This is a genomic window from Pseudodonghicola sp. (assembly GCF_048268305.1).
GTDB lineage: Bacteria > Pseudomonadota > Alphaproteobacteria > Rhodobacterales > Rhodobacteraceae > Pseudodonghicola.
In genome coordinates, this window is sequence record NZ_JBLWVT010000028.1 from 1 (window position 1) to 8929 (window position 8929).

9 protein-coding genes are annotated in these 8929 nt (G+C 65.1%); 6 read left to right on the forward strand and 3 right to left on the reverse strand.

The features are described 5' to 3' along the window. Positions 1-266, forward strand: a 266-nt coding sequence (locus ACN0V4_RS21320) for a hypothetical protein (protein ID WP_417679900.1), incomplete at its 5' end; no start/stop codon positions are given. Positions 267-294: 28 nt separating this feature from the next. On the opposite strand, the gene ACN0V4_RS21325 is transcribed toward ACN0V4_RS21320, so the two are convergent. Continuing rightward, positions 295-1041 carry an RNA methyltransferase gene (locus ACN0V4_RS21325; RefSeq protein WP_417679902.1) on the reverse strand — a complete coding sequence of 249 codons (747 nt, stop codon included), beginning with the start codon at positions 1039-1041 and terminating at the stop codon, positions 295-297. A gap of 137 nt (positions 1042-1178) precedes the next feature. On the opposite strand from ACN0V4_RS21325, the gene ACN0V4_RS21330 reads away from it, so the two are divergent. The 4 genes from ACN0V4_RS21330 (at position 1179) to ACN0V4_RS21345 (ending at position 4516) form a co-directional block, all read left to right on the forward strand. Then, positions 1179-1799, forward strand: a complete 621-nt coding sequence (locus ACN0V4_RS21330) for a thiamine phosphate synthase (protein WP_417679904.1) — start codon at positions 1179-1181, stop codon at positions 1797-1799. Between the two features lie 129 nt (positions 1800-1928). After that, complete coding sequence (locus tag ACN0V4_RS21335; RefSeq protein WP_417679906.1) at positions 1929-2837, forward strand: PfkB family carbohydrate kinase; 909 nt, start codon at positions 1929-1931, stop codon at positions 2835-2837. After that, positions 2825-3739 (forward strand): pseudouridine-5'-phosphate glycosidase, encoded by a 915-nt coding sequence (locus ACN0V4_RS21340; protein ID WP_417679908.1) that lies wholly within the window; start codon positions 2825-2827, stop codon positions 3737-3739. Before ACN0V4_RS21335 ends, ACN0V4_RS21340 begins: the two co-directional genes overlap by 13 nt. 99 nt (positions 3740-3838) lie before the next feature. Continuing rightward, positions 3839-4516 carry a DUF502 domain-containing protein gene (locus ACN0V4_RS21345; protein WP_417679910.1) on the forward strand — a complete coding sequence of 226 codons (678 nt, stop codon included), beginning with the start codon at positions 3839-3841 and terminating at the stop codon, positions 4514-4516. A gap of 58 nt (positions 4517-4574) precedes the next feature. Here ACN0V4_RS21345 and ACN0V4_RS21350 read toward each other — a convergent pair whose 3' ends face one another. Together ACN0V4_RS21350 and ACN0V4_RS21355 are read right to left on the reverse strand one after the other, a co-directional pair. Further along, the gene (locus tag ACN0V4_RS21350; RefSeq protein WP_417679912.1) at positions 4575-5624 is read right to left on the reverse strand and encodes a patatin-like phospholipase family protein; all 1050 of its coding nucleotides are present in this window, start codon (positions 5622-5624) and stop codon (positions 4575-4577) included. Beyond that, the gene (locus ACN0V4_RS21355; protein WP_417679914.1) at positions 5621-6394 is read right to left on the reverse strand and encodes a 3-hydroxybutyrate dehydrogenase; all 774 of its coding nucleotides are present in this window, start codon (positions 6392-6394) and stop codon (positions 5621-5623) included. The genes ACN0V4_RS21350 and ACN0V4_RS21355 overlap by 4 nt, the downstream gene beginning before the upstream one ends. A gap of 578 nt (positions 6395-6972) precedes the next feature. Here ACN0V4_RS21355 and ACN0V4_RS21360 point away from each other — a divergent pair. Further along, the gene (locus ACN0V4_RS21360) at positions 6973-8793 is read left to right on the forward strand and encodes an extracellular solute-binding protein (protein WP_417679916.1); all 1821 of its coding nucleotides are present in this window, start codon (positions 6973-6975) and stop codon (positions 8791-8793) included. Positions 8794-8929: the final 136 nt, after the last annotated feature.

The following is an 8929-nucleotide window of genomic DNA, read 5'->3' on the forward strand; positions in this document are numbered from 1 at the left end:
CAGCAAATGCAACCCAGGCCGCAGCAGCAAATGCAACCCAGGCCGCAGCAGCAAATGCAACCCAGGCCGCAGCAGCAAATGCAACCCAGGCCGCAGCAGCAGATGCAGCCCAAACCGCAGCAACAGATGCAGCCCAAACCGCAGCAACAGATGCAGCTCAAGCCGCAGCAACAGATGCGACCGAAACAACAGCCACAACAAAATCAGCAGCAACAACAGCCCTGGCAGCCCCCAGTCAACAACTAAGGGCTGAAACTAAGGGCTGAAACCGATCGCGCGGCGGCTAGAGGCCCCTCAGTCGCCGCGGTTTTTCCAGCGCACCATCTGCCGCATCACCCCGTGCAACACCTGCACATCGGCGCGCGTCAGCGGCATCCGGCTCCAGAGATTGCGCAGGTTGATCTTCATGCTCGCCGCCTTGATCTCGGGAAAGAAGAAACCGGCCTGCTCCAGCCGCTCCTCGTAATGTTCGGCGAGCTTTTCGATCTCCAGCGTATTGGCCCATTCGGCGCGGGCCATCTCCATCACCTCGTGCTGCACCTCGGTCACCTGACGGCGCCATTCATAGGCGGTCAGCAAGACGCATTGCCCGAGGTTGAGCGAGGCGAAGGCGGGGTTCACCGGCACCGAGATGATGGCATTGGCGCGCGCCACGTCCTCGTTCTCCAACCCGGCGCGTTCGGGACCGAAGAGAACCGCCACCTTTTCGCCGGCGGCGATCTTCTCGGCCGCCAGCGCCATGGCGCGTTCGGGGCTGTAGATCGGCTTGGTCAGCCCACGCTGCCGCGCCGTGGTGGCGAAGACAAAGGTGCAATCGCCCACCGCCTCGGCCAGATCGTCATAATGCCCTGCCTCGTCCAGCAGCCGGCCGGCGCCGCTCGACATCGCCACCGCCTTGGGGTTCGGCCAGCCGTCACGCGGCGCGACCAGCCGCATGCGGTCCAACCCGAAGTTCCACATCGCCCGCGCGGCGGCCCCGATATTCTCGCCCATCTGCGGGCGAACCAGGACAAAGGCGGGCTGCGGCGTATCGGTGGGCATGGGGGCTCCTCTGGGCTCGGATCGGTGCCCGCCTTACTGCTCCAGGCCCCGGGGAGCAAGCCAAGCCCGCGCAAAACCGTTTTCAACCGCGCGCCAATCCGCTAAACCGCCCCGAAACACACTCAAGGATCGCCGTCATGGACGCCCCCGAGCAGCCGCAGCTTTACCTGATCACCCCGCCCGTCTTCGACCTGGACAGCTTTCCCGACCGCCTGGCCCGGGTGCTCGACGGCGCCGAGATCGCCTGCATCCGCCTGAGCCTCGCCACCAGGGACGAGGATGACATCGCCCGCGCCGCCGATACCCTGCGCGAAGTGGCCCATGCCCGCGACATCGCGCTGGTGATCACCGATCACCTGCTGATGGTCGAACGGCTCGGCCTCGACGGCGTGCACCTGAGCGATTCCGCCAAATCGGTGCGCGCGGCACGCAAGGTCCTGGGCGCCGACGCCATCGTCGGCAGCTACTGCGGCGGCTCGCGCCATGACGGCATGGCGGCAGGCGAGGCCGGCGCCGATTACGTGGCCTTCGGCCCGCTCGGCGCCTCGGCCCTGGACGACGGCAGCGTCGCCGAGCTGGACCTCTTCCAATGGTGGAGCGAAGTGATCGAGGTGCCGGTGGTGGCCGAGGGCGGGCTGACCCCCGAACTGATCGCCCAGTTCGGCAGCTACACCGATTTCTTCGGCGTGGGCGACGAAATCTGGGGCGCCGAGGATCCGCTCCTCGCTCTCAAGACATTGCTGGCGCCGCTGGGCTGAGCCCGGCCCCGCCTTTTTCTAGCTGCAAATATCCCCGCCGGAGGCACGCGTCCCGCAAGGGACGCGTTCATCGCCAGGCGCGCCTGCAGCGGCTTGCCGATGGGGCGGAAACCCGTCAAAGCTGATCGCATGACTGTTGCGCCCCATCCCTCTCTCCTCTGCATCGGCTCGGTCCTCTGGGACGTGATCGGCCGCGCGCCGCGACCGATGCATGCCGGTGCCGATGTGCCGGGACAAATCACCCGCCTGCCCGGCGGGGTGGCGATGAATATCGCCATGGCGCTGGCCCGCCACGGGGTGACGCCGACGCTGCTCTCCGCCATCGGACGCGACGCCGAGGGCGAGGAGCTGATCGCCGCCTGCGCCCGGCTCGGCATGATCACCGATCACATCCATCGCCCCGCCGATCTGCCCACCGATCGCTACATGGCGGTGGAGGACAACGAGGGGCTGATCGCGGCGATCGCCGACGCCCGCACGCTGGAAGCCGCCGGCGCCCGCATCCTCGATCCGGTCACCGACGGGCCGCTCGGCCACCCCGAGGCGCCGTTCCGCGGTGTCGTGGCGCTTGACGGCAATCTGACCGAACCGCTGCTGGCCGAGATCGCCACCAGCCCGGCCTTTGCCGAGGCCGACCTGCGGGTGGCGCCCGCCTCGCCGGGCAAGGCGCTGCGGCTGCGCCCCTTCCTCGCCCATCCCTGCGCAACGCTCTATCTGAACCTCGAAGAAGCGGGATTGCTCTGCGACACCCGTTTCCCCCATGCCGAAGAGGCCGCCGCGGCGCTGGTTGCCCGCGGCCTGTCCCGCGTGCTGGTGACGGATGGCGCCAACAAGGCGGCCGAGGCCAGCTCGGAAGGGCTGCGCGCCCTCGCCCCGCCGCATGTGCGCATCGCCCGGGTCACCGGCGCCGGCGATACCTTCATGGCCAGCCACATCGCCGCCGAACTGGCGGGCTTTCCCCGCGCCGAAGCTTTCGTCAGCGCCCTGAAAGCCGCCGCGCATTACGTTTCAGGAGAATTAGACCCATGTTTTTCATGACCTTCTCGACGGAGGCCGCCCGCGCCAAATCCTCCGGCCAACCCCTGGTGGCACTGGAAAGCACCATCATCACCCACGGCATGCCCTATCCGCAGAATGTCGAGGTCGCCAAGCAGGTCGAGGAGGATATCCGCGCGACCGGCGCGGTGCCGGCGACCATCGCGGTGCTGGACGGGCGGCTGCACATCGGGCTTGAGCGTGAGCAGCTTGAACGGCTTGGGCAGGCGCGCGGGGTCGCGAAACTCTCGCGCGCCGATCTGGCCGCCTGCCTGGCCACCGGCGGCACCGGCTCGACCACGGTGGCCGCCACCATGATCGCCGCCCACCACGCCGGCATCCATGTCTTCGCCACCGGCGGCATCGGCGGGGTGCACCGCGGCGCCGAACAGACGTTCGACATCTCGGCCGATCTGCAGGAGCTGGCGCAGACCCCGGTCACCGTGGTCTCGGCCGGGCCGAAGGCGATCCTCGACATCCCCAAGACTTTGGAGGTGCTGGAAACCCTCGGCGTGCCGGTGATCGTCAAGGGCTCTGACATCTTCCCCGCCTTCTGGTCGCGCCGCTCGCCCTTCGCCGCCCCGCTCAGGATGGATGACGTGGCGCAGATTGCCCGCGCCCATGCGGTGCGCGGCGCCTTGGGCGTGCCGGGCGGCCAGTTGGTGGCCAATCCGATCCCGGCCGAAGACGAAATTCCGGTGGAAAAACTGGTGCCGATCATCGCCCTGGCCCAGGCCGAGGCGGATGAGGCCGGCATCTCGGGCAAGGCGGTAACCCCCTTCCTGCTGGACCGGATTTTCGAGCAGACCCGTGGCGAGTCGCTCAGGGCCAATATCGCGCTGGTCCGCAACAATGCCCGCGTCGCCGCCGAGATCGCCCAAGCCTTGCGCAAGCTGTCGACGTGATCAGAAATCGCTTTGTCCCGCCATTGTACCGGCGGGGTAAAGACCATATTTTCCCGAAGCAAGGGGCCCTCACCGGGTCCCGTCAGGGACCATAATCAGATGAACACCCCATTCGACGACGAACCGCATCGCCGCAAGGGCGTGTTTTCACATCTGCGGGCATCGTTCCTGACCGGGCTGGTGGTGATCGCCCCGGTCGGGCTGACGATCTGGCTGATCTGGAGCGTCATCGGCTGGATCGACGGCGTCGTGCTGCCGCTGGTGCCGCACCGGATGCGGCCCGAAACCTATATCGGCATCAACCTGCGTGGCGTCGGCGTCATCATCTTCTTGCTGTTCACCATCGTGGTGGGCTGGGTCGCCAAGGGCATCATCGGCCGGTCGCTGATCAATTTCGCCGAAGGTCTGGTCGACCGCATGCCGGTGATCCGCTCGGTCTATTCCGGCATCAAGCAGATTTCGGAAACCGTCTTCGCGCAATCGGAGCGCTCCTTCGAAAAGGCCTGCCTGGTGCAATATCCGCGCCGGGGCATCTGGGCGATCGGCTTTGTGTCGACCACCGCCAAGGGCGAGATTTCCGACCGCGCCGAGACCGGTGGCCGATTGATGAGCGTCTTCGTCCCCACCACCCCGAACCCGACCTCGGGCTTCCTGCTGTATTTCCCCGAGGAGGATGTGATCGAGCTGGAGATGTCGATCGAGGATGCCGCGAAGCTGGTGATCTCGGCCGGGCTGGTCTATCCCAACCCCAAGGATCCGACGCAAAAGCTGGACTAGGCGCTTGGCCCGCTTTGCGGGCCAACTGTTCTCGGGGCCGCGTCAGGCCGGCAGCGCCTTACTTGAACATATCCTCGAGATTGACGGTATTGCGCTTGCCCAGATCCTTCTTGTGCTTGGCAAGAAACTCATCGGTGGACTGGCGCCCGGCTTCTTTCAGCTTTTCCAGGATATAGGGGGTCGGCACCACCTTGGTCGCCACCGACAGCGCGTTCATCAGCTCGTCATTGGCGATCATGTGGATGAAGGCACGTTTCATCCGCTGTTCGCTCACCGCGCCCTCGTCCTGCAGACGCTGGACGAATTTTACCGTGCGCAATTCCCGCAGGAGCGAGGAGTTGAAGCTGATCTCGTTGATCCGGTTCTGGATCTGCTGCGGGGTGATCGGCACCTCGCGCCGTTCGAGCGGGTTGATGTTTACGATCACGATGTCAGGCGGCAGATTCATGTCGAACAGCGGGAAGAGCGCCGGATTGCCGGTATAGCCGCCATCCCAATAGGCCTCGACCTGGCCGGTTTCGGCATCCTCGATCTCGACCGCCTGGAACACATTCGGCAGGCAGGCCGAGGCCAGGATGGCGTCGGTACTGATCTCCTTGCCGGAAAACACCCGGATCTTGCCGCTATGCACGCGGGTCGCGCAGATGAACAGCTCGGGGAGCGCCTCGGAACAGACGTGGTCGAAATCGAGCGCCTGCGCGATCACCTCCAGCGGATTCACGTAGAGCGGCCCGTAGGAATAGGGCGAGAACAGCCGTGACCAGATATCCGCCAGCGAGAAAGGCATTGAATATTCGATGGCCTGGGCGACCTCGGCAGGCTCCAGCACCCCCAGCCAATGGCTGAGCCGGACGTCGCCCAGCCCATACATCCGGCCCCAGAGCCAGTCCAGATTGTCGCGGGCGCCCTGGCGGCCGCCCTCGACCATGCCGGCCTTGAAGGCAGCGGCGTTCAGCGCCCCCGCCGAGGCCCCCGAGATCGCGGCAATCTCGATCTCCTCGTCATCGAGCAGCCGGTCAAGCACCCCCCAGGTATAGGCGCCATGGGCGCCGCCCCCCTGGAGGGCGAGGTTGATGACCTTCTTTTCCTTGCTCGACGCGCGGGTCAAAGTGCGGTCCAGCCGCCGTCCACCGAAATCGTGGTGCCGGTGATCTGATCGGCGGCCGAGGAACACAGGAACACCGCGGTGCCACCCAGCTGCTCGACCGTGGCGAATTGCTTGGAGGGCTGGCGTTCGAGCATCACGTTCTTGATCACGTCTTCCCGGCTCATGTTGTATTCCTTCATGGTGTCGGGGATCTGCGCCTCGACCAGCGGGGTCAGCACATAGCCAGGGCAGATGGCGTTGCAGGTGATCGGCTCCTGCGCGGTCTCGAGCGCGACGGTCTTGGTCATGCCGACGATGCCGTGCTTGGCCGCCACATAGGCCGCCTTATAGGGCGAGGCCGTCAGCCCATGCGCCGAGGCGATGTTGACGATCCGGCCCCAGCCGGCGGCGCGCATCTTCGGCAGCGCGGCGGCGGTGGTGTGGAAGGCGGAGTTCAGGTTGATCGCGATGATCATATTCCACTTGTCGACCGGGAATTCGTCGATCGGCGCCACATGCTGGATACCGGCGTTGTTGATCAGGATATCGCAGGTCTCGGCCTTGGCGATCAGGGCGCGGCACTCCTCGCCATTCGACATATCGGCCTGGATATACCGCGCCTCCACCCCGGTCTCCTGCGCGATCTGCGCCGCCAGCGCGTGATCCTCGGGAGAGTTGGTGAAAGAGTTCAGGACCACATCGGCCCCGGCGCGCGCCAGCTCCCAGGCGATCCCCAGACCGATGCCGGAGTTCGAGCCGGTGATGATGGCGGTTTTTCCGGTCAGTGACATGACTTACCCTTTTTCTTGAGGATTTCCCGCACATCCTGCCATGCTGCCACTGCGAAAGGAACGGAAAAAGCGCGTGAATTCGGTGTGAGCGCCGCCCAGTGGATCGGCAGATCGGACGGTTCTGGGCGAGAATCGGCCACCTTTGCCAGCCTGTGGAGGAATCGGGGTGGAATCGCCCGCACCGCCCGTGTATGCGGCGGCGAAGACGGCCTGAACAGGCTCGCACCGGCCCGGACAGAGGTGCGGTCAGGTGCGCTCGTGGCCAGGCTGAAAACTCCCGTCGACGCCGTCAGACCCCTTTACCATATGGTAAAAACGTTGCTTTGCCCCTTGGACAAGGGTCTTCGAGGCGGTCGTTTCCGATGAATTAAAAACAGGCGATTGGGCCAAAAAAAACGCCCGCACGAAGCGGGCGTTAAGTTATTGAGGCAGGTTTCATACAGGCAAGAAACCTATCGAGCAGTGAGGCCTTTATAAGCAATTCCTCGCCCTTCTCCAAGCTAAAAGTTTGATATCGCGGCACGCGCCAAGTAGCTTCGGGTCAATCACAACAAGAGCAGAACGGGATTGTTTCCAGCGTGCGCCCCCGCCATTTCCCCTCCAAGCGGGCGCTGACCAGCGCCTTCGCCCTGTTTTTCTTGGCCCAGACCGCCCTGGCCACCCCTCAACATGGCATCGCCATGTATGGGGACCCCGCCTTGCCGCCGGACTATCAGGCGCTGCCCTATGCCAACCCGGACGCCCCCAAGGGCGGTCGTGTCGTCTTTGGAAACACCGGCGGCTTCGATTCGCTCAACCCTTTCGTGCAAAAGGGAACTGCGCCCTGGCAGCTCAGGTTTTGGGGATACGAATCGCTCATGGGGCGATCCTGGGACGAACCCTTCACCCTTTACGGGCTTCTGGCCGAATCCGTGGATACGCCGCCCGACCGGTCCTGGGTCGAATTCACCCTGCGTCCCGAGGCACGGTTTTCCGACGGCACCCCGGTCACGGTCGAGGATGTGATCTGGTCCTATGAGACGCTGGGCACCCAGGGGCATCTGCGCTATCGCGGGTTCTCGTCCCAGGTGGCGAAGATCGAACAGACCGGCCCGCGCAAGGTGCGGCTGACCTTCACCGCGCCCGACCGCGAACTGGCGCTGATCGCCGGGATGCGCCCGATCCTGAAGAAGGCGCAATGGGAGGGCAAGGACTTCACCGCCTCCGGCCTGAGCGAAGCGCCCATCGGCAGCGGCCCCTATGTGATCAGCGATTTCGAGGCCGGCCGCTTCATCACCCTCAAGCGCAACCCCGATTACTGGGGCCACGATCTGGCGTTCCGCCGCGGCACCCAGAATTTCGACGAGATGCGGATCGAATTCTATGGCGACGCCACCGTGCTCTTCGAGGCCTTCAAGGCCGGCGCGCTGTCGGCGGTGCGCGAGTTCAACGCCGAGAAATGGCAAAGCCAATATGATTTCCCCGCGGTCGAGCGCGGCGATGTGATCAAGACGGAAATCCCAAACCAGCGCCCCTCGGGGATGACCGGGCTGGTGATGAACACCCGTCACGCGCCGTTCAGCGACTGGCGGGTGCGGCAGGCGCTGATCCTGGCCTTCAACTTCGATTACATCAACGACACCATGACGGGCGGGGTGCAGCCGCGCATCACCTCCTATTTCTCGAACTCGCCGCTGGCGATGCGGCCCGGCCCCGCCACGGGACGGGTGCGCCATCTGCTTGAGCCCTTCGCCGCCGATCTGCCCCCCGGTGCGCTGGAAGGTTACGCCCTGCCCCAGGGCGACGGCACCGCGCGCAACCGCGCCAATCTGCGCGCCGCCATGGCGCTGTTGAACCAGGCTGGCTGGCATGTGGTCGACGGAGAGCTGCGCGACGCCGACGGCCAGCCGATGCGCCTGTCGGTGCTGCTGCGTCAGGCCGATAGCGAGATGCAACGGGTGGTCGATCTCTACACCCAGGCGCTGCGCCGGCTCGGCATCGAGATGGTCACCAGCACGGTGGACGATGCGCAATACACCACCCGCACCGCCGCGCTCGATTTCGACATGACCAGCTTTCGCCGCGACCTGTCGCTGTCGCCGGGCAACGAACAGCGGCTCTATTGGGGCAGCGCCGACGCCAACCAGCAGGGCAGCCGAAACCTGATGGGGGTGACCTCTCCGGCGGTCGATGCGATGATCGACGCGATGCTGACGTCCGAGACCTCCGAGGATTTCACCGCCGCAACCCGCGCGCTCGACCGGGCGCTGACCGCGGGGGCCTATGTGATCCCGATCTGGGCCTATGACGTCAGCCGCATCGCCCATGTGCGGCAGATGAAATATCCCGCCGACCGGCTGCCGATCTATGGCGACGGGGTGGAATACATGCCCGATGTCTGGTGGTGGCAAGAGGATTGAAATTACTTCATGAAATCTCGAAATAGAATTGCCATGATCCCTTCCGCATCCTAAGCACGGGGCTAGGTTCTGAACCCATAAAGGGGATTCCCTGAGGGGCTGGTGCGTGCTTCCCTTCCGTTATCGGAGGTGAGCA